We start from the raw sequence: 23458 nt of genomic DNA, 5'->3' as shown, positions 1-23458 counted from the left end.
TCCAGAGGTGGGCGGATTTCCTAAAACCTGTCTCGCAACGCGTACCATGAGAGCGCCAGAAAAAGCAGCGGTGCCCGCAGCGATGCGCCGCCGGGGAACGAAGGAACCTTCAACCGCGCGAAAGCCGCCAGCATATCCTGTCTGCCGAGAACGAGATCGGCATAGAGCTTGCCGCAATAGTTCGACAGCATCACCCCGTGTCCGGAATAACCGCCGATGGAGGTGACCCCTGGCATGACTTCCCGCACGAACACCCGCCTTGGCAGGGTGATGCCGACGGAGCCGCCCCAGGAATGGGTGATCTCGACATTTCCGAGTTCGGGATAGATTTCCGCGATCTGCCGGCGAATATGGCTGGAAATGTCGCGCGGCGTATCGGCCGTATAGGCCTCGCGCCCGCCGAACAGCAGCCGGTTGTCGACCGTCTTGCGGAAATAGCGCACCACGAAACGGGAATCGGCCACGGCTTCCTTGCCGGGAATAATGTCGGGATAAGCGTCAAGCGGCGCGGTCGCGCCGATGAAGGAGCGGATGGGCATGATATGGGCCGCCGTCACCGGTTCCAGATTGCCGATATAGGCATTGGTCGCAATCAGCACCCGCGTTGCGGTCAGCGTGCCGGAGGGCGTTTCGATGATGGTCTTGCCGCCCGCCTGGCGTATGGATTTGGCGGGCGTCATTTCATGGATGCCGGCGCCCGCCTCTTTTGCGGCTTTCGCAAGCCCGACCAGCAGCTTCAGCGGATGGATATGGCCGGTGCCGGTATCGCGTGTGCCGCCGAAATAATGGCTGGAGCCGACACGTCTGCGTGCGTCCGCCCGCTCCATGTAGGAAATATGCGGATAGCCGTAGCGATTGTTCATCGCATCGACGCTTTTGCGGTAATCGTCTTCGTAAGCAGCCTTGTGCGCCACATAGAGCTGCCCCGGCAGATACTCCATGTCGATGCCGTGATCGCGGGCGAAGTTGAGGACGTAGTGCTTGGCATCCTCGGCGATATCGAACAGTACCTTGGACTGCTCGAAGCCGATCTCGTCTTCCATCTCGTCGGGAAACGAGCGCTGCCCGGTGCCAAATTGCCCGCCGTTGCGGCCGGACGCGCCGTCGCCGAAACGATGCGCCTCGATCAAAGCGACGGAGACACCGTTGGCGGCAAGATTAAAGGCGGCCTGAAGCCCGGTATAGCCGCCGCCGACGACCGCGACGTCCACTGCTTTCGACCCGTCGAGCGCCGGATATTGCGGCCGCTCCTGGGCGCTTGCCTGATACCAGGAAATCCCCGGCGCTATCGGGCTTTGCCACGTCATGCTTCAGACCTCACACGTTGAGAAGCAGGAATTCCCGCTCCCATGGGCTGATGACCTGCATGAATGTCTCGAATTCCCCGCGCTTCAGGCCCGCATAAAGGCCGACAAATTCATGGCCGAACACCCGCTCGAACTGTTCTTCGCCTTCCAGCAGCGCCACGGCTTCCAGCAGCCCGCGCGGCAGGTCGATGGAGCCTTCATTGGCCGTATCGGCGGTCGGTTCGGTCGGCTCGATATTGTTGACGATGCCGAGCCAGCCGCAGGCAAGCGAAGCGGCAAGCGCGAGATAGGGATTGGCATCCGAACTCGGCAGGCGGTTTTCGACACGCCTTGCCTGCGGGCTGGAAATCGGCACGCGGAAAGCCGTCGTGCGATTGTCGTAACCCCAGGCATTGTTGACCGGGCAAGCCATGTCAGGTGTCAGGCGGCGATAGGAATTCACGTAAGGAGCAAGCATCACCAGCGCGTTCGGAACATAACGCTGCATGCCGCCGACGAAGGCGAAGAACTCCTTGGAAGGGCCACCGTCCTTGTTGGAGAAGATATTGCGGCCGCTGTCGATCTCCACCACCGACTGATGGATATGCATGGCCGAACCCGGCTGACCCTGCATGGGCTTGGCCATGAAGGTGGCGTAGATGCCATGCTTCAATGCTGCTTCACGGATAGTGCGCTTGAACAGGAACACCTGGTCGGCAAGTTCGATCGGATCGCCATGGCGCAGGTTGATTTCAAGCTGGGCCGGGCCTTCCTCATGGATAAGGGTATCGATCTCGAGGCCCTGTTTTTCGGAGAAGTGATAGATATCGTCGATCAGTTCGTCGAACTCGTTGATGCCGGCGATGGAATAGCTCTGCCCACCGACAATGGAGCGTCCGGAGCGGCCCTTCGGCGGATGCAGCGGATAGTCAGGGTCGTCATTCATGGCGACCAGGTAGAATTCGATTTCCGGCGCGACGACCGGCTTCCAGCCTTTTTCCGTGTAAAGCGAAAGCACGTTTTTCAGCACGTTGCGCGGCGTATAGGGAACGAAATTACCCTCGGCATCCACGACATCGCAGATCACCTGCGCGGTCGGGTCGCTTTCCCATGGCACCACGGACAGCGTGGAAAGATCAGGCACAAGCTTCAGGTCGCTGTCGCGCGGCTCATAGCGGAAGTTTGCCGTCTCATCCGGGTATTCGCCCGAGATCGTGTGGCGATAGAGCGCGGAGGGCAGGGCAAGCGAGGTGTCGCCCGTAAATTTCGCCGTCGGCATCATCTTGCCACGCGCAACCCCGGCAAGATCGGGTGTTATGCATTCAATATCCTCGATACCGCGCGCCCTCAACCATTGCGAAGCTTCGCGCCAGGAGGAAACGCCACGGGTAGAGGAAAGGTCGAGGGGAGGTTTCTTTGCCATGGTTGCCTGTTTCTTCGGGCGGAGCATGGTTTTCTTCGGGGGCATGTATCACCGGGTCTGTGTTTCGACTGGCGCCATCATAACCGGAGTTTGGCAATTGGCGAGGGGGAAAGCGCCATTGACAACGGGCGACACTTCGAAAAGAGGAAAGGGAGAAGCAAACGGAAAACAACTATGGCAGACAAATGTGACGTGCTGATTTTGGGGGCGGGGGCTGCTGGCATGATGTGCGCCATCCGCGCCGGCCAGCGCGGCCGCTCCGTCATCATCCTCGACCATGCCAAGGCGCCGGGCGAGAAAATCCGCATCTCCGGCGGCGGCCGCTGCAATTTCACCAACATCCACGCCGGGCCGAAGAACTATCTCTCCGCTAACCCGCATTTCGCCAAATCCGCACTTGCCCGTTACACGCCGCGCGATTTCATCGCTCTGGTCGAAAAACATCGTATCGCCTGGCATGAAAAGACGCTTGGGCAGCTGTTCTGCGACGATAGCGCCAAGGACATCATCCGCATGCTGCTTGGCGAAATGCAGGCTGCAAAGGTGAAATTGAGGCTCGAAACCGCCGTTTCTGATGTCGCCCATGATGGCGGCCGGTTTCGCGTGACGACCTCCGGCGGCGTCATCGAGGCGGAAAGCCTTGTGGTCGCAACGGGCGGCAAGTCGATCCCGAAAATGGGTGCGACGGGTTTTGCCTACCAGATCGCCGAGCAGTTCGGCTTGTCGCTCATCGAGACGCGCCCCGGTCTCGTGCCGCTGACGCTTGATCCTGCGGCACTGGAACGGCTGAGCCCCCTTGCCGGTGTTGCCGTGCCAGCCGAAATTTCCCATGGCAAAACGGCTTTCAACGAGGCACTGCTGTTTACCCATCGGGGCCTGAGCGGACCCTCAATCCTGCAAATCTCCTCCTATTGGCGGGAGGGCGATACGATCCGCCTGAAACTGGAGCCTGCGCGCGATATCGTCGCCTTGCTAAAGGAAGCGAAACAGAAGAACGGCCGCCAGTCGGCCCAGACCGCTCTTGCGGAAATCCTGCCGAAACGGCTGGCGCAGCATGTCGTCGAAAAATCGGGGCTGACCGGCAACCTTGCCGATATGTCAGACAAGGCTCTGGCGACCCTGGCAAATGAGGTGCAGGACTGGCAGATCAAGCCAGCCGGTTCCGAGGGGTATCGCACGGCGGAAGTCACACTTGGCGGCGTGGATACGACCGGCCTCGATTCCCGCAGCATGGCAGCGAAAACCTTGGCCGGCCTCTATTTCATCGGCGAATGTGTTGACGTGACCGGCTGGCTGGGCGGTTATAATTTCCAGTGGGCCTGGGCCTCCGGTCAGTCAGCAGGTGAATTCGCCTGAAACCGCTCGTATTAACACCTTGTTAATAGGCACGGAGTCATCCTGACAGAATGCCAGCAAAGCCGGATCGCGTTGTGGTTCCGCTGTACATGATGTCATGCTGGAGGCTCTTAACAGGGCATGGGTCGGTTGAGTTTTTCGTCAGGAGCCCGCGCATGAACAGATCCGCACATCGCCGCCCTCGCGCCATTGCCATCGCCCGCGCCGAAAGCGAGAGCAGGCAGTTGGCCTTTCGCCTGACTGCAATCGCAGCCGGTGCCGTGGCTGCCCTGATCGCCCTTTTTTACTAAGGTCAGGCTCTTCGCTTTCGCCCTTGCAGCAATCGCGGTAAAAAGCCGCCACGGCCAGGATGCCTCGGCCATATCGGCATAGAATTTCTCTTCCTGCCGGATGGCTTCCCGCCGCGTGCGCGGCGTCTGGTTTTCGATGATGGCCAATGCTGAATAAAATACGTGCATGTCACTCTCCATGTTGCGGAGGGCCATGATGCACGCCGTTTTTTGTTTTATCTGCGCAAGAAAATGCGCTACGTTTTTCATAAATGAAAAACGTCACTTGGGATTCATACCAACTTTTCCTCGATGTGTCACGCAGCGGCGGCCTGACGGGTGCTGCGGCGCTGACGGATTTGAGCCCTGCGACTCTCGGGCGACGCATGGTCGAACTGGAGGAGCGTATCGGCAAGGCGCTGTTCCAGCGCAGCCAGACGGGATACGCGTTGACACCGGATGGCCGCGCGCTGTTTGACCGTCTTCAGGCGATGGAGAACGCGGCAAAAGATATCGAGGGATGGCAAAAGGCGTCGTCGGCCTCTTCCGTCGTGCGCATTGCCGTCGGTACCTGGAATGCCTGGCTGCTGGCAGTAAATTTCTCCGCCATCTGCACGGATCGCGATGATTTCCGCATCGATCTTTTCATCGCCGAACAGAGGGCGTCTTTGGCGCACCGTGAAAACGACATCGGCATTCGCGCTTTCGAGCCCGAGGAACGCAACCTCGCTGCCATCAAGACGGGGGAGGTGGCCTATGCGCCCTACAGGCTGCGCAACGCCGCCAGCTCCGTTTCAGACCGGTGGTTGGCGGTGGCGGAAGAAAACGCCATTTCCGCCTACCTGCGCTGGCCGCATGAAAACCATGGTAATGAGATCGTGGTGACGGTTAGCAGGCCGACGGCACTGCTCGATCTGGCACTGGCCGGAGCAGGGGTTGCCGTGCTGCCGTGTTTCGTGGGCGATGCCGATGCGCGGCTGATGCGTGAGGGTGACGAAATCGAAGCGCTTCGTCACAATCAGTGGATCGTCATGAACAATGACGATCGCCACCGCCGCGATATACGGACGGTGGCGGACCGGATGACGCGTCTCATCAAGCGACATTCCGATTTGTACGCCGGACGAAAAAGCCGTCCGGCATGAGCGGTGTCACGCAGCAGCACTTCCCTGCGCGACGATGACCGGGATCAGGAGATCGCCCCAGTTGCCGCCCCCGCCGTGATGGCGGGCTGAGCGGACGAGTTCAACGGAAACACCGGCCTCAACTGCCTTCATGACGGCCTGATTGAGGCGGTGCAGATCGTTGGCCAGCATGCGGATGGCGACCTGTTGATCCTGCGTCATGGCGGAGGACTGCTCCTCGGCGCGTTCCTTGACGTGGGTCTTGATGGGGTTATGGGCATTCATGGCATTTCTCCTCTCTTTATTGGTTGGGGTTCTTGATGCGATTTGCAAGCCCTTCCCGTTCAAGGGAAGGGCAGTTTTCCAGTTTATTCCGCCGCCGGGCGAAACTGGTCGTGCTCGGTGGATTCCTTCATGGCGGTGGTCGAAGACGTGCCGCCCGAGATTGCCAGCGACACGGCGTCGAAGTAGCCGGTGCCGACTTCGCGCTGGTGTTTGGTGGCGGTGTAGCCGTTAACCTCGGCCGCGAATTCCGCTTCCTGAAGCTCGGAATAGGCCGCCATCTGCCGCTCCTTGTAGCCGCGTGCCAGTTCGAACATGCCGTAATTCAGCTGGTGGAAGCCGGCCAGCGTGATGAACTGGAACTTGTAGCCCATCGCCCCGAGCTCGCGCTGGAACTTGGCAATCGTCGCGTCGTCGAGGTGCTTTTTCCAGTTGAACGACGGCGAGCAATTGTAAGCGAGCTTCTTGTCGGGGTGCACCTTGTGCACGCCCTCGGCAAACCTGCGCGCCTGCTCGAGATCTGGCTTGGAGGTCTCGCACCAGATCAGATCGCAATAGGGCGCATAGGCCACCGCACGGGCGATGCAGGGTTCAAGACCGTTCTTCACCTGATAGAAGCCCTCGACGGTGCGGCCGGCATCGTAATCAACGAAGGGCTGGTCGCGCTCGTCAATGTCAGAGGTCAAAAGCTTGGCTGCCTCCGCATCGGTGCGGGCGATGACCAGCGTCGGCACGCCCATGACGTCGGCTGCAAGTCGTGCCGCCGTCAGGTTGCGAATATGCGCCGCCGTGGGGATCAGAACCTTGCCGCCGAGATGGCCGCACTTCTTTTCAGATGCCAGTTGGTCTTCATAGTGAACACCGGCTGCACCGGCCTCGATGAATGCCTTCATGATCTCGAAGGCGTTGAGTGGTCCCCCGAACCCGGCTTCCGCATCCGCAACGATCGGCGCGAACCACGTGTCGACCGAAAGGCCCTTGCCCTCTGCCGTCTCGATCTGGTCTGCCCGTTGCAAGGTGCGGTTGATGCGCTTTGCAAGCTCTGGCGCCGCATTGGCGGGGTAGAGCGATTGGTCCGGATACATGGCGGAGGCCGTGTTGGCATCTGCCGCAACCTGCCAGCCGGAAAGATAGATCGCCTTCAGCCCGGCGCGAACCATCTGCATGGCCTGGTTGCCGGAAAGCGCGCCGAGCGCATTGATGAAATTCTCTTCGTTGATCAGCTTCCACAGCCGGTTGGCACCCATCTCGGCCAGCGAATGGCGGATTTCAACGGAGCCGCGCAACCGCTCCACGTCGGCGGCGGTATAAGTGCGCTCAATGCCGTCGAAGCGTCCCTGCGGTGCGCCCGGAACAAGTTTGTAAAAATCCGTCATACTTCTCTCTCCCATGACAAATGCAGTTTCAGAAACGTGCTGTCTTCAACTGTGTGAAGTGCCTTTCGATGTGACTACATTTACATTTTCATGAGTTTGAGCGCCAGAAGAAACATAAAAACAGTGACTTGAAAGAGGTTATGCTGTAGTGTGCATGACAGGGTGGAGCTGTAAAATTGTAAATTTTGTAAAAGCCTCATGCCCGGCGAATTTGTAACAGGCTTGTATGACTCTTTCGATGTGAGGTTGAGGCTGTGTCGGAAAACAAGATTTTTGCTGGCCCGCGCGTACGTCGTATTCGCAACGGTCTGGCCTTGACGCAAACAGCCATGGCCGAGGCGCTGGCAATCTCGCCTTCCTACCTCAATCTCATCGAGCGCAATCAGCGGCCGCTGACCGTGCAGCTACTCTTGAAGCTCGCTTCAGTCTACAAGGTGGATATGGACGACCTGCAAGGCGAGAGTGCCGGTTCCGCCGGGCAATTGCGAGAGGTCTTCGCCGATCCGCTCTTGGTGGGCGAGGTGCCGTCGCCGCAGGAGCTGATCGAGGTGGCAGATGCCGCGCCCAATGCGGCAAGTGGCGTCGTCAAGCTGTACAGGGCGTATCGGGAACAGGCGCAGCGCCTTTCCGACCTCTCGGATCTTCTGGCGCGCGAAGGACATGAGACGGCGCTTTCCTCCACCCGCCTGCCGATAGACGAGGTGCGGCACGTCTTTGAAAACCGGCCGGCCTATGTCCATTCCATCGATGCGGCGGCAGAAGAACTCCACAAGCAATTGTCGACGGGCGAAGATCTCGCCGCGGGCCTTCGCGCATGGCTTCAGAAAAACCACGGTATCGTGGTCAGAACTCTGCCGGTCCATGCCATGCCCAATCTGCGGCGGCGTTATGACCGCCATTCCATGCGGCTGTTTTTGTCCGAGCGCCTGTCGCAGCCGGATCAGCTCAGGGAAATGGCGATGGAAACCTGTCTTCTGGCGCTTCGAGAGGAGATTGGCGCTGAGCTGGAGACGCTTGGCCTGAAGGGGGAGGAGGCACGGCGCATCGCCCGCTTCGAGCTGGCGCGTTATGCCGCCCATGCCCTGATGATGCCCTATGGTGCGTTTTTGAGTGCCGCCCAGCGCGCGAAATACGATCTCGATGTCCTGCGATCACGCTTCAATGTGTCGTTCGAGCAGGCCGCCAACAGGCTCGTCAGCCTGCAAAGGCCGACGGCTGCGGCAATCCCGTTCTTTTTGATGGAGACTGACAATGCCGGCAACCGTTTCCGTCTTGCGGGCGCCGGTGGTTTCCCGAGGGCACGGTTTGGTGGCCTCTGTCCGCGTCTTAATATCCACGCAGCTTTTGCCCAGCCGGGGCAGGTGCTGGTGGAGCCGGTGGAGATGCCTGACGGTGACGCCTTCCTGACGGTGTCGCGCACGCTTGAAGGCCCGCAGGCCGGTTTCGGCGAAAGGGTGCGGCGAACGGCCGTGCTTCTGGGCTGCGATCTCGCCCAGGCCGGGGAGACGGTTTATGGAGCTGCCGGCGCAGGTGGGCCGACCATTGCCATTGGTCCCTCGTGCCGGCTGTGTGAAAGGCAGGGCTGTCTGTCGCGGGCGGAGGCCCCGCTGACGAGGCCGCTCGGCCTGGACGAAATGGTGACCGGTCTTAGTGTTTTCGACTTCCAGTAGAGGTTTCGCATCACTTTTTTTCCGGTGGAACACATTCGGTTGAAAATGCTGTGCTGCACATTTCCCGCTTGCTCCCTTTTGTTTTCCTTTCTAGTCTCACTAAAAAAGGGGATCACGCTTCCGTCACGAGGATGCGTTAACAGGAGAAATCATGAAAAACCGTTCGCTCCGTTTCACTTTGGCTCTCACGACGGCGCTCGTTGCTGCAGGCTCGGCAATGGCCCAGGAGAAGGTCGTTCACGTCTTTAACTGGTCGGATTATATCGACGAATCGATCCTTACCGATTTCACCAAGGAAACCGGCATCAAGGTCGTTTACGATGTATTCGACAGCAACGAACTCGTGGAAACGAAGCTTCTGGCCGGCAGCTCCGGCTACGACGTGGTGGTGCCGACTGGCCCCTTCCTCGCCCGCCAGATCAATGCCGGTGTTTTCCAGAAACTCGACAAGTCCAAGTTGCCGAATCTGAAGAACATGTGGCCGGATGTCTCCGAGCGTCTGGCAAAATACGACCCCGGCAACGAGTATGCCGTGAACTACATGTGGGGCACAACAGGCATCGGCTATAACGTCGCCAAGGTGAAGGCGGCTCTCGGTGATGTTCCGGTCGACAGCTGGGATATTCTCTTCAAGCCGGAAAATGCCGAAAAGCTGAAATCCTGTGGCATCAATATTCTCGATGCATCGGACGAGACCTTCGCCATCGCGATGAATTACCTCGGCAAGAACCCGGACAGCAAGGAAACGGCCGATCTGGAAGCGGGCGGTGCCGTCTATTCGAAGATCCGTCCCTTTGTGAAGACCTTCAACTCCTCCGCCTATATCGACGAGCTGGCAAATGGCGACAGCTGCATCACGATCGGCTGGTCGGGTGACATTCTTCAGGCGAAAAAGCGTGCCGAAGAAGCCAAGAACGGCGTCGAGGTGAACTACGTCATCCCGAAGGAAGGCACCTATATGTGGTTCGACAACCTTGCCATCCCGGCGGATGCCAAGAATGTCGAGGAAGCTCACACCTTCATAAATTACCTGATGCGCCCGGAAGTCATCGCCAAGGCGTCCAACTATGTTCAGTATGCGAACGGCAACCTTGCCTCGCAGGCGCTGATGGATCCGTCGGTTGCCAAGAACCCGGCGGTCTACCCCAATGCCGAGACGATGAAGAAGCTCTTCACCATCTCACCCTACGGACCGAAGGAACAGCGTGTCTTGAACCGTGTCTGGACGCAGATAAAGACCGGTAGCTGATAGCTCCGCGCGCTGGTTGAGAAACGGCCGGCGGGCCTGTTTCTCTGATACCTTGCCGGCAGGTCACGCAACCTGCCGGCGCTGCCCGCCTCATGGCATCGGACCGAAAAGTGTGACGCGGTTTTCGGGAAATCCGATGCTCAAATCTACAAAATCAACGGGATTTGAGGGTAGGGTGAATGGCGAAAACTCTGGGGCCGGTCAAACGCAAATTTAGCCCTTGGGACAATCCCGATGCGGTTCCCTTCATCCGTTTTGAAAACGTCACCAAGCGGTTTGGCGATTTCGTCGCCGTCGATAATCTGACGCTCGATATTTACGAACGGGAGTTCTTTTCGCTGCTCGGTCCTTCCGGCTGCGGCAAGACCACGCTGATGCGCATGCTGGCCGGTTTCGAGGAACCGACCAATGGGCGTATTCTCCTCCAGGGCAAGGATATTTCCGGCGTGCCGCCCTACAAGCGCCCGACCAATATGATGTTTCAGTCCTACGCCCTTTTCCCGCATATGTCGGTGGAGAAGAACATTGCCTTTGGTCTAGAGCAGGACGGTCTGCCCAAGGCTGAAGTATCCTCGCGGGTCGAGGAAATGCTGCGGCTCGTCAAGCTCAGCGAGTTTGCCAAGCGCAAGCCGAGCCAGCTTTCGGGCGGCCAGCGGCAGCGCGTGGCGCTTGCCCGCTCGCTTGCCAAGCGGCCGAAGGTGCTTTTGCTGGATGAACCGCTCGGTGCGCTCGACAAGAAGCTGCGCGAGGAAACCCAATTCGAGCTGATGGACATCCAGACCAATCTCGGCCTCACCTTCCTGATCGTCACCCATGACCAGGAAGAGGCAATGACGGTGTCGGACCGGATCGCGGTCATGGACAAGGGCATTGTGGTGCAGGTGGCAACGCCTGCCGAGATCTACGAGGCGCCGAACAGCCGTTACGTGGCGGATTTCATCGGCGACATCAATATTTTCGACGCCAATGTCGTCACTAACGCGTCCGATATCGGCAAGCCGGGACTGGTGACACTCGATTGCGACGGGCTGACAGTTGCCGTGGAGCAGGAATGCGCCGCGGTCACCGGAAGCCGGGTGGCTTTCGCCATCCGCCCGGAAAAGGTCCGCATCTCGCTCGATCAACCCACCGACAGCGCCGTCAATTCCGCTTATGGCGAAGTCTGGGATATCGGCTATCTCGGTGACTTCTCGGTGTTCATCGTCAAGCTTGCCGATGGCCGTGTCATCCGTGCAGCGCAGGCGAATGTCTCGCGTCTCGTAGATCGCCCGATCACCTTCGGCGATATGGTGTGGTTGAACTGGAAACAGGATTCCGGTCTTGTGCTAACGCACTGAGGGAGGCTTTTATGGCGATCACCACTCCTGAAAACCGGCAAAGTCCCTGGCGATGGCTGGTCGTCGCGGTTCCCTATTTCTGGCTGATGCTGTTTTTCGCAGCGCCCTTTTTCATCATTTTCAAAATATCGCTTTCGGATACGGCGATATCCATGCCGCCCTATACGCCAGTCTTCGAAGGGTTTTCGAAGCTTGGCGCATTCTTCTCGCAGCTGGATTTCGAAAACTACCTGTTTCTGACGGAAGACCCGCTCTACATCGACGCCTATTTCTCGTCGCTGCGCATCGCATTCATCTCCACCTTCCTGCTGTTGCTGATCGGTTATCCCATGGCTCTTGCCATGGCGCGTTCGCCGTCATCCATCCGCCCGACGCTGGTGATGCTGGTCATTCTGCCGTTCTGGACCTCGTTCCTGATCCGCGTTTACGCCTGGATCGGTATTCTGAAGCCCGAAGGTCTGCTGACGGTGCTGTTCCAATGGCTCGGTTTTCTGGGGCCGGACCAGCAGGTCAATATCTTCCGCACCGAGACGGCGATCTTCATCGGCATCGTCTATTCCTATCTGCCGTTCATGGTGCTGCCGCTTTATTCGGCGCTGGAAAAATTCGACAATACGCTTCTGGAAGCGGCGGCCGATCTGGGTTGCCCGCCTTGGAAAGCCTTCTGGAAGATTACCTTCCCGCTGTCGCTGCCGGGCGTGGTGGCCGGGTCGATGATCTGTTTCATCCCGATAACCGGCGAATTCGTCATTCCCGATCTGCTTGGCGGTGCGCAGACGCTGATGATCGGCAAGACCCTCTGGACTGAATTCTTCGGCAACCGCGACTGGCCCCTGGCATCCGCGGTTGCGGTGCTGCTTCTACTGTTGCTGGTGGTGCCCATCGCCATCTTCCAGAACCAGCAGAAGAAAGTCGGGTGATGCCATGAAACGCGGAAAATTCGACATCACCGTCCTGACCCTCGGTTTTGCCTTTCTCTATATCCCGATCATCATCCTGATCGTTTATTCCTTCAATGCCTCGAAGCTGGTCACCGTCTGGGGCGGATTTTCGCTGCAATGGTACAAGTCCATGTGGTCGAACCAGGGGCTGATGGATGCAGCCTGGGTGACGCTTCGTGTCGGTATTTTGAGCGCCACCATCGGCACCATCCTCGGAACGCTGGCGGCGCTGTCTCTGACGCGCTTTGCGCGCTTTCCGGGACGCGTGCTGTTTTCGGGCATGATCTATGCGCCGCTCGTCATGCCGGAGGTCATTACCGGTCTGTCGCTGCTTTTGCTGTTCGTGGCCGTCGGGGTGGATCGCGGCTTCTGGACGGTGGTCATCGCCCACACCACCTTCACCATGTGTTATGTGGCAATCGTCGTGCAGTCGCGCCTGTTGACCTTTGATCGCAGCCTTGAGGAAGCAGCGCTCGATCTCGGTTGCCCGCCGGTCAAGACCTTCTTCAAAATTACCCTGCCGCTGATCTTCCCGGCCGTCATCGCCGGTTGGATGCTGGCGTTTACGCTGTCGCTCGATGATCTCGTGATCGCAAGTTTCGCCACTGGTCCGGGTGCGACGACGCTGCCGATCAAGATTTATTCGCAGGTTCGTCTTGGTGTCACACCTGAGATCAACGCCATCTGCACGATCCTTATCGGGCTTGTCACAATCGGCGTGATTGTCGCTTCCATCGCCTCCAAACGCACGGAACTCCAGCGAATGAAGGACGAACACGCAGCCGCGCGCAACTGATCGAATATTCCTCGCCGATTTCTACGCGTTACTGTTGAGGCGTCGATAAAATTAGAAACCTGCAATTTAGTTTTTGACTTTTACGGTCTCAAAATAGGAATTATCGTCGGTAATTGATCGATTTTGGTTTTAACCGCTTGTTAATAGGAGTTGGCGGAAAGTAAATCCCAACGCAGGGCTGTCAAATTTTCGATAGCCGGGATTGATAATTTCCATATGGCGAGGTTGTCCCCCTTTCTCTCGTTAAAAAAGCACAACTAATACAGGCGGCCGAGAGGCCGCCTTTCTTTTTGCCGCCATGCGGGTTGCCTTCAGCGGTTTTCCGGATGATCCATCGATTTCGACACGAGAAGCACGGGGATAAGCCCGGCAATGATGATGATGATCGCCGGCACGGCGGCATCCTGCACCCTTGAGCGGGACGCGTCTTCATAGACCAGCGTGGCGAGCGTGTTGAAGCCGAAGGGCCGCAGCAGGATCGTCGCCGGCAGCTCCTTCATGGATTCGATCAGTACCAGAAGAAAGGCTGTCAGCGCCGCAGGCCGCATATTCGGCAACAGCACCTTGAACAGTGTCTGCAACCGGTTGCGCCCAAGCGTTCGCGAGGCCATGTCGATATGCGGCGAGAGCTTCTGGAACCCGGCATCAAGCGTTCCCTCCGCCATGGTCATGAAGCGTACCGAATGGGCGTAGATGATGGCAAAGGCAGTGCCTGACAGCAGCAGGCCGCTCGAAAATCCGAAATGGGAGCGGACAAACCCGTCTACGTGATTGTCGAGACCGGCCAGGGGAATGAGCACGCCGATGGCGAGCACCGTTCCCGGCACGCCATATCCCATGGAGCCAAGTCGCGCGGCCACCTTTGACGTGCGCGAGCGCTCGGTGCGGATGGCATAGGAAAATACGAAAGCCGCAATCAGGGTGACGAAGGCGGCGGAAAGCGAGACCTCGAGACTGTGACCGAGCGCTTTCAGCAGCTTCGGCGCAAACAGCGCATCCAGCCTTTTTGCGGCGTAACCGCCAAGAACGATGACGGGAATGAGGAAACCACTCGCCACGGGAACGATGCAGAAGAGGCTTGCAGACCAGCGCCGCCAGCCGCGAAGGCTTTTCAACCGGTGGCGTTGCGCCATGGTCGTGGCTTTTGGAGCGGCAAAGCGCTGTTTTTCGCGGGCATTGCGTTCGATGAAGATCAACGCACCAACGATGAGCAGAATGACGGCGGCGATCTGTGTGGCATTGGCAAGATTGCCGCGATTGAGCCAGGTCTCGTAAATCGTGAAAGTCAGCGTCTGGACACCGAGATATTCGACAGCGCCAATATCGTTCAGCGTTTCCATCAGGACCAGCGAAAGACCGATGGCGATCGCCGGCCGCGCCATCGGCAATTGAACGGAAAAGAATACGCCAAGCGGTTTCGCACCAAGTGTGCGCGCAGCTTCGGCCGCAAACCGTCCCTGCATGGCAAAGGCGGCGCGGGCCGAGAGATAGACATAAGGGTAAAGCACCGAACTCAGAACCACCACGGCGCCGCCAAGCGAGCGTACGTCCGGAAACCAGTAGTCGCGGATGCTGTGATAGCCGAAGACGGCGCGAAGGGCGCTTTGTACCGGGCCGGTGAAATCCAGGAACTCGCCGAAAGCATAGGCTGCCAGATACGAGGGAATGGCGAGCGGCAGGACAAGTGCCGCCGATAATACCCGCCGCAAAGGGAATTCGAATGTGGTGACGAGCCAGGCGCAGACAATGCCGAACAATGCCGTCGTTGCGGCCGTCATCGCCAGCAGCAGGAAGGTGCGCAACCCGGCGCGCGGCAGAACATTGGCTAGAAGGTGTTGCCATCCTTCCGTGCTGCCGGTCAGCGCCAGCCAGAAGACCGCCAGAACAGGCATGGCGGCGATGGCTGCGACGATGACCGCCGTGATGGGCAACAATGAAACGCGTCTTGTTGCCGGAATGGAAACCGTCATGGAAAAGCCAGCCTGCTGTCCTGCGAAAGCCTCAACCGGCTGTCCGTTTAGCCGGCGGTTCCCGCATTGCTACGCCCGCATGGCCTCAGTTGGCAAGAACCCGCTGCGACGGAAAGGTAATTTCCACCAGCGTTCCCTCGTTCGGTGTCGAGGTGATGGAGAAGTTCGCGCGGTTGGCGTCCACCATCGCTTTGGTCAAGGGAAGGCCGAGCCCGGTGCCATCGCCGCGCACGCGCTTGCCCGATGACGCCACCTGCCGGAACGGCTTCATGGCCTGTTCCAGCTCAGCCCGGGTCATGCCGATGCCGGTATCGCGGATACGCAGCGCGACGCTGCCATTGGCCTCATAGGCGGTGGAAACCACGATCTGGCCGCCTGATGGCGTGAAGCGGATGGCGTTCGACAGGATGTTGAGCACGATCTGCTTGATCGAGCGCAGGTCGGCAACGATCTGTGGAACGGATTGCGAAAGCGCCGTGCGGATGATGACACGCTGATTGTTGGCCTGCGGCTGCACCAGCGAGACCGCCTCGGCCACCGTCTCGTTCAGCGGAACCGCGATGAAATCGACATCCATCTGCCCGGCTTCGATCTTGGAGATGTCGAGGAGGTCGTTGACGATATCGAGCACATGCCGGCCCGAACGTCCGATATCATTGGAATACTCCACATAACGCGGATGACCGATCGGCCCGAAACGCTCGGTCGCCATCATGTCCGCAAAGCCGATGATGGCGTTGAGAGGCGTGCGGATTTCGTGGCTGACACGCGCAAGAAAATCGGTCTTGTGCGCATTGGCGGTTTCCGCCGCGCGCTTGGCGTTGCGTAACTCTTCTTCCGTGCGCTTCCACTGGGTGATGTCACGGATGACCACGCAATAGCCGTGCGAGGATTTGAGCCGCCCGATCGTCATGAACAGCGGCAGAAAACCGCCGGATGCCTCGCGGCCGATCACCTCGCGGCCATCGTTCAGCACGCTGGCGACACCGTTATTGGCAAGGCCAGAGAGATAGTCCAGCACCGCGCGCTGGCTCTCATGCGCAAACAGGGTGACGAAGGGCTTTCCTGCGATTTCGCCATTGTCGTAGTTGAATAGCGCACTGGCGGAGCGATTGAGCGAACGGATTTCGCCGTCGTCTCCCAAAAGCACCACGCCATCCGTTGCCGTTTCCAGAATGGAATGCAGTTCTTCGACTTCGCCCTGCAATACGGAAACGCTGCCTGTGTCGGCATTCGCGGTTTCCGCCGCTGACGTATTCTCGTTGGCTGCCGTAACCGGTGCCTGCTTTTCTTCCAGCGGAACCAGCGACAGCATCAGCGCCTTGGTGTCTTCCCAGCGGATGGATTGCAGCCGTGCCTTGACCGGAATGATGTCATTTTCGGCGCTGACGACGACCATGCCGCCTTCGTTATCAGGCATATCCTCAAGCTCCTGCCGTTGCAGCAGGGCTTCCAGTCCACCGACCTCGTCCAATTCATCAAGAGAGCCGTAGCCCGTCAGCCGCAGGAAATCCGGATTGGCATGGATCAGCCTGTCACCGGCATGCACCAGCAGTGCCACGGGCATCTGGTCCAGCGTTTCGGCGCTCAGCGCATCGGCGGGTCGCAGCGGTGGGCTAACCATCGCAGCGGCGATATCGGCCGCCGGTACTACCTCGTTGAAGGCGACTGTCTTTTCTTCGATCTGGATTTCATCGGCAGGCTTGTTCGTGGCCGCAGGGCGTTCGCCGCGAACATAGTCCGCGAAGAGATCGTCTTCCTCAGCCGGTTCTGCGGCATTAACGTCTTCTTCCAGCACGGGCGGCAGGTCCACCTGTGTTACCGCGTCGATATCGTCTTGGATGTGCTGTGCAGCCGGATCGGTAGAAGGAGCGTCTTCTTCCGCCTTCGGGCCTTCGTCTGAAACGGCATCTACGGGTGCCAGCGTCCGGCCGATTTCGCGGAAGGCGGCCTGCTCGCCTGCGGTCAGGCCCTCGCGGGAGCGCCAGCGGCGCTCTTCCAGATGGACGACCTTGTCGGAGTAGGGCTCCGGCTCTGGTTCCGGGGTCGGTACGATTGCCAAGGCCGGCACTTCGAATTCCGGCGGGCTGTAATCGTGGGGCCGCTCTTCGTCCGAAATCTCGGCTGGCGCATCTTCAGCGGCCGGGGTTTCGTCATCGAGCTCATCGAGAAAAGCCAGCAATCCCTCGTCTTCATCCTCGGCAGCCGGCTGCGGCAAAACCTCGGTTTGAAGGGCGTCTTCGCCGTGCAGGAAGGTGAGGCCGGTGGCGTGCGGATCCTCTGCGGCATCGGCCAGCCGCACGATGCCGAAACCACGGAAACCGTCAAATTCGCGCGAGCGCGTATAGGTGGGAAGGGCGGCGAGATCGATCGGCACCATCAGGGACGTGCCTTCGACTGGCCAATAGATCGTCTTGCCAGACCAGGTATCACGGCGGCCGAGAAGCTCGCGAATCTTGCCTTCCGGATCGAGATTGAACAGTGCCGCCACATCGGCAAAACTCATGCCTTCGACAGCTGCCGCCTTCGCGCCCACAGCCTCCGCAAATTCGTGCGAGATCGAGCTGAAGCGGCCCTCGGCATCGATTTTCCAGACGAAACGGGATGCACGCGCACCGGCGTTGAAGACAAAAGGCTGGGGTTCGTCGGTCGGTTCCACGGCCGCCGGGAGATCCTCTTCAACGGGTGCAGCGTCCTGCGCCGCTATTGTTTCAGCGACCTCATCTTCCGCCTCTGCGCGCTCCACGTCCGGGGCCTGTTCGGTATGGTCTTCGCTGGAAGCCTGACCAGCTGCCGGAACCTCTGCATAATTCGCATCCAGTTCGAAGAGATCGGCAATATCGTCCGTCATAGCCGCATTCGCAGCCGTATCGGCATCCTCCAGCGGGACATCCGCCGGAGCATCCGTTTCTTCTTCTGCTGCAAGCGATGGCAGGACGGCTTCTTCATCCTGTTCCACCGTCACTTCGTCTTCGACGTCGGAAGGCAGTTCCGGCACGTCCTCCACATCTTCTATCCCGGCGACGGCGTCGAGCACGGAATCGAACGAGGCAGCCGTTGCGGCAACAGGCGCGGTCTCGGCAACCGGCAAGGCCGGTTGGGAGGCAACCGGGGTTTCCTGCGGCTTGTCTTCGGCAAAGCCGTTAACGGGATCGAGTGTCCCGAGCGCGGTTTCGACCACGAACAACAGATTGAGTTCTGGCGATGTCGTGATCTGGCCGGCGGCGGCGGGCATGTAACCCTTGCCGGTCGGCACGGGCCGTTTGACGAGGTGGCCAGCCTGACCTGCGGCCATCCTAACCAGCGTCTTTGCCGTATGCGGCGTGATGCCGAGCGACGCAAACTTGGCCGAAGCGGCAACGACCTCGTTATCGCCATTGATGACAGCGATATGGATATCGGGATCGTCAAAGCCTTCAATCATGCGCCTTGCGCATTCCGCCGTGTCGGGTGCGGCCTGATCGGTGAGGGCGGAAAACAGAATAGCAGGCTGGCCCGGTTCGGCCTCGATGATTTCCGCCTTGGCGGTAACGGCAAGGCTGCGGAAGCCGGCATTGATACGAATGGTAAACGGCAGGCTGTCGCCCGTCTTCGAAAGACGCGCCGCCGTCGCGGCCAGCTGCCGAAAGGTCACGTCCTGCCGTTTCGGCCCCTGTTCCAGAAAATCATAGACCATCGGCGTGCCGAACAGCGCTGCACCGCGCCCATTGGCCCAGAGCGCACTCTGAAGATCGAGCGAGAACAAAGCCATCGCCTCGCCGCGCCCGAAACCTTCGCGCACCCGTTCATGCACTGCGATATCGATAAAGGGATACTGGACGGCGGGCATGTCGAAACCTATTCTGGCACTACCGGACCTTGCGAGGCTTTCGGCTTCCTCATGAAGCTGAAACGTAAACCCGCTGAGGCACCACGTTAACAGAATTTTAAATAACTTCACAGGGCGGCGCGGTCCACCGCCGCCTGAATGAATCGCCAAATAGAGTTAACATGAACAGGCCCGGCGAGACCCGTTCTGGCCCCGTTCCAGATTACAAGCGGTATACCCGGCTATCGACTGTTGCCAGCTCTGGCGCCATGAAAACCGCTTGCCTTTCCAAGCCTTTTTTCGCAAAATTCGCTGAAGGACTTGCAAATAGCGAAAACACCTTTTATGTCACCCCCCGTGGCGCCGGTTCGGCGTTTGATGTGCGGTTGTAGCTCAGTTGGTTAGAGCGCAGGTTTGTGGCACCTGAGGTCGGAGGTTCGAGACCCCCCAACCGTACCATCTCCAATTTCCTAAAATTCCTGAAAATCATTGCAGAGATTTCAAACCCGATTTGGGTTATCGCAAACGCATGTCTTTGCTGCGCGTCGACTGTGCGGTTTCCTCCCTTCTAAAAACCATTTGGCTAAAATCTCTTGCGCTGGTATTGTCCGCCCAACGAAACCTTATGAAAGCCAGCAGCATAGCGTCTACGCTTGTGCGCGGCGAAATGGACAAGACAGTGATCGACCCCGGAAACGGCCCAAAGCCGTCGGAACAAGGGGCGTCGGTGGCAAACAAAGGGAAAGCGAAGCGATCCCGTCGTGGCAAGAAAAACAGGCGTGACGGTAAACCCCGTGACGTTGCTGTGCTGTCGCATGATGTTGCCGCGGATGTTCCGGCCGGTTCCCCCTATGTATCGGCTCTCGAGCCGGATGCCGAACCGCGCAAAAGAAAGCGGCGTCGGCGTTCCCGTGGCAAAGGCACCTCCCATCAGACGCCGCCTGCTGCCAGTGAACAGCCAGAGGCTGTCATCGCAACGGATGCCACCAATCCATCCTCCGTGCCGCCTGCCGGTGGTCGCAAGTCGCGTAACCGCAAGCGGGCTCACCGTGATCCGCGCAGCCGCGATCCGCAGGGTCGCCCGCTGGTTCCCTCCCATGCGCCCCGACATGTCGGCAAGCAGAACGGTCGCGCCAATGGGACGGCTCAGGAACCGCACCGGCAACAATCCGAAATATCCGCCCGTCACGGCGCCCGCCATCAAGACCATGGCTCCGAATTCGCAACGGACATGTATGCGGCGCTCGATCTCGGAACCAATAATTGCCGACTGCTGATCGCGCAGCCGACACGGCCCGGTCAGTTCCGGGTCGTCGATGCCTTTTCGCGCATCGTCCGGCTGGGCGAGGGGCTGGTATCGACCGGCCGTCTTTCAGACGATGCCATGGATCGCGCGGTGGAGGCTCTCAAGGTCTGCTCCTCGAAACTTGCTGGACGCCCGATCAGGCGTATGCGCCTCATCGCCACCGAAGCTTGCCGGGCAGCAACCAATGGCGAGGAGTTTCTGGAGCGGGTTACCCGGGAAACCGGGCTCAAGCTTGAGATCATCAGCCGCGAGACGGAAGCGCGTCTCGCCGTTTCGGGTTGCGCCTCCCTGGTCGGGCGTGAAGCCCGTTCGGTGGTGCTGTTCGATATAGGCGGCGGATCGTCGGAAATCGCCGTCATCAAGGTCGGCGAAAACCGTTCCAACCGGCTCGCCAATCACATCACCCACTGGACATCGTTGCCGGTCGGCGTTGTTACCCTCTCGGAACGCCATGGCGGCCGCGATGTGACGCCGGATGTGTTTGCCGCCATGGTGCGGGAAGTCGAAGGGCTTCTGGATGCCTTCCAGTGCCCGCCTCTGGCGCCGCTTGCGCATCACGAGGATTTTCACCTGATCGGAACCTCGGGTACGGTGACGACGCTTGCCGGCGTTCACCTCGACCTGCCGCGCTACGATCGCCGCAAGGTGGATGGCCTCTGGCTTTCAGATACCGAGGTGACGGCGATGCAGGACAAGCTTCTGGCATGGGATTTTGCCGGCCGCGCCGCCAATGCCTGTATCGGTCCTGACAGGGCCGATCTGGTTCTGGCCGGCTGCGCCATCCTCGAGGCCATTCGCCGTCGCTGGCCAGCGCGGCGCATGCGTGTGGCCGATCGCGGGCTGCGCGAAGGCCTGTTGACGGATATGATGGCGGATGACGGCGCATGGCGGCGTAACCGGATAAGGCGCATGCAGATGGCACGGCAGGACAGAACGGAAGGTTTGACATGAGCAAGGCGCCCACAAGCACCAATCGCACCGGCCGAAAGATCGGTCAGAAGGTCAAGAAGACCAAGCTCAAGGCCTCATCGCGCCGCTGGCTGGAACGTCATATCAACGACCCCTATGTGCAGCGCGCCAAGCTTGAAGGCTATCGCGCCCGCGCCGCCTTCAAGCTTCTGGAAATCAACGACAAGCACCAGATCCTGAAGGGTGCCACCCGCATCATCGACCTTGGTGCGGCACCCGGAAGCTGGTCGCAGATCGCTTCTAAGGTGACGGATTCCACCGAGGATGATATCCGCGTCGCCGCTATCGATTTTCTCGAAATCGATCCCATCCCCGGCGTGAAGATCCTGCAGCTCGACTTCCTCGATCCGACCGCACCGGACCAGTTGATGGAGGCCGTTGGCGGCACGCCAGATCTGGTACTGTCCGACATGGCGGCACCAACTACGGGCCACCAAAAGACGGACCACATCCGCACCATGCATCTGTGCGAAGTCGCGGCCGATTTCGCGGTTCAGGTGCTGGCGGAAGGCGGCCATTTCCTCGCCAAGACCTTCCAGGGCGGCACGGAAAAGGCCTTGCTCGACATGCTGAAGAAGAACTTCAAGCAGGTCCTGCATATCAAGCCGGCGTCCTCGCGCTCGGAATCGGTCGAAATGTTCCTGCTCGCCAAGCATTTCAAGGGCCGGACAGCCGAAACGCAGTCCGTTATGCACGTGGATGAGGCGGACGAAGACTAATCACTCTGCCGGTTGCGAGACCTTGCCGCGGTGGCCGGAAACGGCCGCGCCCGCTTGCGCGTCCATGCGGATGATCGGCACGATTGCAAACAGCGAGACCAGCGCCACGATGGTGAAGGCAACGTGGAAATCGGCAAGCTGCAGATGCGAGCCGGATAACATGCTGCTGACTTCCAGGATGGCGGCTGCGAAAGCCACGCCGAGCGCAAGGCTGATCTGTTGCAGCACGGATGCCATCGAAGTCGCCTGACTTGCCTGGCTGTCGTCTATATCGGAATAGCTGAGCGCGTTGGATCCGGTAAAGAAGAAGGAACGGGCAAAGCCCGCCGTGACCAGGCAGATCATGATAAGTGGGTAAGGCGTTTCCGGCGTGAAGAAGCTGTTGGCGAGCGTCGTGAAGGCACCGACGATGCCGGCTCCGATCAGCGTTGATCTGAACCCCGTTGCGGCAAAGACCCGCTTGGCCATGAATTTCGTGGTGATCGCGCCGATTGCCCCGGCAAAGGTGATCATGCCTGATTGAAAGGGGTTGAGCCCGAAACCGATCTGCAACATCAACGGCATCAGGAAGGGAATGGCGCCCGTGGAAATGCGGAAGGCGGTGCCGCCAACGGTGGCCGCCCGGAATGTCGGGTTGCGGAAAATGCGGAAATCCAGAATGGGAGCAGGATGGTTTGCCGCGTGTCGCACATAAAGAAAGCCGCAGATGAAACCGATGACCGTCGAGGCGATGCCGATGGCGGGCGGCAGTGCGGGAAGGCTGACGACCGACACGCCGAAAACCACGCCCGATGCTGCAAGACCGGATAATACGAAACCCTTGCCGCCCATCGGTGGCGGATTGGTGGTCTCGATTTCCGGCAGGAAGATCGTCGACAGCCAGATGCCGATGACGCCGATGGGCACGTTGATGAGGAAAATCCAGTGCCATGAAAAATAGGTGGTGATGAAGCCGCCGATCGGCGGGCCGGTCAGAGGCCCGACAAGCGCCGGTATCGTCAAAAGCGCCATGGCGGAAACCAGTTCGCTGCGTTGCGTCGTCCGCAAGAGGACGAGGCGGCCAACGGGCGTCATCATCGCCCCGCCCATGCCTTGCAGGAAGCGCGAAACGACGAATTCGAATACCGACGACGAGACCGCGCAGCAGATCGAACCGACGACGAAGACGCCGATGGCGAAACGGAAGATTTTCTTCGCGCCGTATTTGTCGGCCATCCAGCCGCTGATGGGAATGAAGATCGCCAGCGACACCATATAGGCCGTCAGTGCGAGCTTGAGCGTGATCGGACCCACATGAAGATCGGCCGCAATGGCCGGAAGCGATGTGGCGATGACGGTGGAGTCCATCTGCTCCATGAAGAGAGCGACTGCCAGGATCAGGGGAATGATGCGGTTCATGAGGCTGCCTGCGGCTCTCCGCTGCGACAATGGTATCGCAGTTCCTCCTACGCCTGATGGGCCGACTTGCCAACACGTTAATTATCAATTCCTGAAGTTCCGATCAAACCTGCGTGAGGCCGGTTTTCTTGCAACTTTCTCGCTCTATTGTCCGTTGGGCAAAGTGACATTGGCGAGAA

At 59.4% G+C, this 23458-nt stretch carries 17 protein-coding genes and 1 tRNA gene; 10 read left to right on the top strand and 8 right to left on the bottom strand.

The window, feature by feature from the left end; translation table 11 throughout:
* Nucleotides 1-20: 20 nt before the first annotated feature.
* Both T18_RS06415 and T18_RS06410 read right to left on the bottom strand, forming a co-directional pair.
* Nucleotides 21-1307, bottom strand: coding sequence for an NAD(P)/FAD-dependent oxidoreductase (locus tag T18_RS06415; protein ID WP_038489865.1), 1287 nt, complete (start codon nucleotides 1305-1307; stop codon nucleotides 21-23).
* A gap of 10 nt (nucleotides 1308-1317) precedes the next feature.
* Entirely contained in the window at nucleotides 1318-2754 is a 1437-nt protein-coding gene (locus T18_RS06410) for a glutamine synthetase family protein (RefSeq protein WP_013635499.1), read from the bottom strand.
* 129 nt (nucleotides 2755-2883) lie between these two features.
* On the opposite strand from T18_RS06410, the gene T18_RS06405 reads away from it, so the two are divergent.
* A complete protein-coding gene (locus T18_RS06405; protein ID WP_038489866.1) occupies nucleotides 2884-4065 on the top strand; it encodes an NAD(P)/FAD-dependent oxidoreductase in 1182 nt (393 codons plus the stop codon).
* Between the two features lie 110 nt (nucleotides 4066-4175).
* On the opposite strand, the gene T18_RS06400 is transcribed toward T18_RS06405, so the two are convergent.
* Nucleotides 4176-4523 (bottom strand): hypothetical protein, encoded by a 348-nt coding sequence (locus tag T18_RS06400; protein ID WP_038492686.1) that lies wholly within the window; start codon nucleotides 4521-4523, stop codon nucleotides 4176-4178.
* Between the two features lie 83 nt (nucleotides 4524-4606).
* Between T18_RS06400 and T18_RS06395 the strand changes: the two genes are divergently transcribed.
* Nucleotides 4607-5479, top strand: a complete 873-nt coding sequence (locus T18_RS06395) for a LysR family transcriptional regulator (RefSeq protein WP_038489869.1) — start codon at nucleotides 4607-4609, stop codon at nucleotides 5477-5479.
* Nucleotides 5480-5485: 6 nt separating this feature from the next.
* On the opposite strand, the gene T18_RS06390 is transcribed toward T18_RS06395, so the two are convergent.
* Nucleotides 5486-5743 (bottom strand): hypothetical protein, encoded by a 258-nt coding sequence (locus T18_RS06390; protein WP_003515151.1) that lies wholly within the window; start codon nucleotides 5741-5743, stop codon nucleotides 5486-5488.
* Between the two features lie 83 nt (nucleotides 5744-5826).
* Nucleotides 5827-7116 (bottom strand): isocitrate lyase, encoded by a 1290-nt coding sequence (gene aceA / locus T18_RS06385; RefSeq protein WP_038489871.1) that lies wholly within the window; start codon nucleotides 7114-7116, stop codon nucleotides 5827-5829.
* A gap of 254 nt (nucleotides 7117-7370) precedes the next feature.
* Here aceA and T18_RS06380 point away from each other — a divergent pair, with 254 nt between their 5' ends.
* From T18_RS06380 to T18_RS06360, 5 genes are all read left to right on the top strand, one after another.
* The gene (locus T18_RS06380; protein ID WP_038489874.1) at nucleotides 7371-8786 is read left to right on the top strand and encodes a helix-turn-helix domain-containing protein; all 1416 of its coding nucleotides are present in this window, start codon (nucleotides 7371-7373) and stop codon (nucleotides 8784-8786) included.
* Between the two features lie 151 nt (nucleotides 8787-8937).
* Nucleotides 8938-10035: a polyamine ABC transporter substrate-binding protein gene (locus T18_RS06375; protein WP_003515154.1), complete on the top strand. Its 1098-nt coding sequence runs from the start codon at nucleotides 8938-8940 to the stop codon at nucleotides 10033-10035.
* Between the two features lie 179 nt (nucleotides 10036-10214).
* On the top strand, nucleotides 10215-11372 hold the full coding sequence (locus T18_RS06370; RefSeq protein ID WP_003515155.1) for an ABC transporter ATP-binding protein: 1158 nt from the start codon (nucleotides 10215-10217) through the stop codon (nucleotides 11370-11372).
* An 11-nt stretch (nucleotides 11373-11383) separates the two neighbouring features.
* Nucleotides 11384-12292, top strand: a complete 909-nt coding sequence (locus T18_RS06365; protein WP_038489877.1) for an ABC transporter permease subunit — start codon at nucleotides 11384-11386, stop codon at nucleotides 12290-12292.
* 4 nt (nucleotides 12293-12296) lie between these two features.
* Nucleotides 12297-13109, top strand: a complete 813-nt coding sequence (locus T18_RS06360; RefSeq protein ID WP_003515157.1) for an ABC transporter permease — start codon at nucleotides 12297-12299, stop codon at nucleotides 13107-13109.
* Nucleotides 13110-13420: 311 nt separating this feature from the next.
* Here T18_RS06360 and T18_RS06355 read toward each other — a convergent pair whose 3' ends face one another.
* Nucleotides 13421-15079 carry an ABC transporter permease gene (locus T18_RS06355; protein ID WP_038489880.1) on the bottom strand — a complete coding sequence of 553 codons (1659 nt, stop codon included), beginning with the start codon at nucleotides 15077-15079 and terminating at the stop codon, nucleotides 13421-13423.
* A gap of 85 nt (nucleotides 15080-15164) precedes the next feature.
* Nucleotides 15165-18908: an ATP-binding protein gene (locus T18_RS06350; RefSeq protein WP_038489882.1), complete on the bottom strand. Its 3744-nt coding sequence runs from the start codon at nucleotides 18906-18908 to the stop codon at nucleotides 15165-15167.
* A gap of 361 nt (nucleotides 18909-19269) precedes the next feature.
* On the opposite strand from T18_RS06350, the gene T18_RS06340 reads away from it, so the two are divergent.
* The 3 genes from T18_RS06340 to T18_RS06330 all read left to right on the top strand — a co-directional run bounded on the left by T18_RS06340 (nucleotide 19270) and on the right by T18_RS06330 (nucleotide 21881).
* A tRNA-His gene (locus T18_RS06340) sits at nucleotides 19270-19346 on the top strand.
* A gap of 166 nt (nucleotides 19347-19512) precedes the next feature.
* Nucleotides 19513-21144: a Ppx/GppA phosphatase family protein gene (locus tag T18_RS06335; RefSeq protein ID WP_038492688.1), complete on the top strand. Its 1632-nt coding sequence runs from the start codon at nucleotides 19513-19515 to the stop codon at nucleotides 21142-21144.
* Nucleotides 21141-21881, top strand: a complete 741-nt coding sequence (locus T18_RS06330) for an RlmE family RNA methyltransferase (RefSeq protein WP_003515161.1) — start codon at nucleotides 21141-21143, stop codon at nucleotides 21879-21881. The genes T18_RS06335 and T18_RS06330 overlap by 4 nt, the downstream gene beginning before the upstream one ends.
* Here the strand turns inward: T18_RS06330 and T18_RS06325 are convergent, their stop codons facing one another.
* Nucleotides 21882-23279 (bottom strand): MDR family MFS transporter, encoded by a 1398-nt coding sequence (locus T18_RS06325; RefSeq protein WP_038489884.1) that lies wholly within the window; start codon nucleotides 23277-23279, stop codon nucleotides 21882-21884. It lies immediately after the preceding gene.
* Nucleotides 23280-23458 lie beyond the last annotated feature (179 nt).

The sequence above is a fragment of the Rhizobium sp. TBD182 genome, assembly GCF_001950375.1.
In the GTDB taxonomy this organism is placed as follows: domain Bacteria; phylum Pseudomonadota; class Alphaproteobacteria; order Rhizobiales; family Rhizobiaceae; genus Agrobacterium; species Agrobacterium tumefaciens.
Note: the sequence above shows the minus strand (reverse complement) of the source record. Positions and strands in the feature narration are given on the sequence as shown.